Here is an 875-nt window from a genome sequence, read left to right on the forward strand (position 1 = left end):
ATTGACATCGACTCAATCGTCAAGACTCTGGTCAATGCCGAAAAAGCACCGAAAACCAACCAGCTTGACCTTCTCGAGAAGCAGACCACCACGCGCATCTCTGCACTCGGTAGCCTGACTGGCGCCTTGAATACCTTCAAGACGGCGATCGATGCGCTCAACAAGCCCGCCTTGTTCGAGTCTCGCACGGCCAGTTCGTCGAGCAGCAGTGTGCTCAAGGCAACCGCCACCACTACTGCCTCGGCGGGCACCTACAGTGTTCAGGTCCAGCAGCTGGCGGCCAGCAGCAAGGTCGCGCTGCAGTCAGTGTCTGCGTCCGGCAGCACGCCGGCCACGTTCAATAGCGGCACGCTGGAGATCTCGGCGGGCACCAGCAGTATCAGCGTCGACATTACCGAGGCCAACAACACCTTGGCCGGTATGCGCGATGCCATCAACGAGGCCGGCAAGACTAGCGGCATCAGCGCGGCCATCATCACCGATGACTCGGGCTCGCGCCTGGTACTCAGCTCGACCAAGACCGGCGCGGGCAACGATATCCAGGTGGCGGTCACCGAGGATGGTGTTACCACCGGCAGTAACGCGCTGACCAGCCAGGCCTTTACGCCGACGGTCGATCCCGGAAACGCCGATGCGTTTCTCAAGCCCAGTTCCGATACCGGTGCAGGTGGTGTGATCACTCAGGCCAAGTCCGCCAAGCTGACCATCGACGGTCTGCAACTGGTGCGCAACAGCAACAAGATCGAGGATGCGCTCGAGGGCGTGACGATCGACCTGGTTTCGGCCCAGAGCGCTACCGACCTGACCGATGGCAAGACCATCAGCCTCACGGTGGGGGTCGACAAGGCCAGTGTCAAAAGCAACCTGCAGAAATT

General features: G+C 60.8%; 1 protein-coding gene. It reads left to right on the forward strand.

The genetic code is table 11. The annotated features are described in order from the left end of the window. The coding region (fliD, locus tag J0A65_RS24385; protein ID WP_206596843.1) for a flagellar filament capping protein FliD at nt 1–875 on the forward strand (875 nt) is incomplete at both ends.

Source organism: Bowmanella yangjiangensis (assembly GCF_017255015.1).
GTDB lineage: Bacteria > Pseudomonadota > Gammaproteobacteria > Enterobacterales > Alteromonadaceae > Bowmanella > Bowmanella yangjiangensis.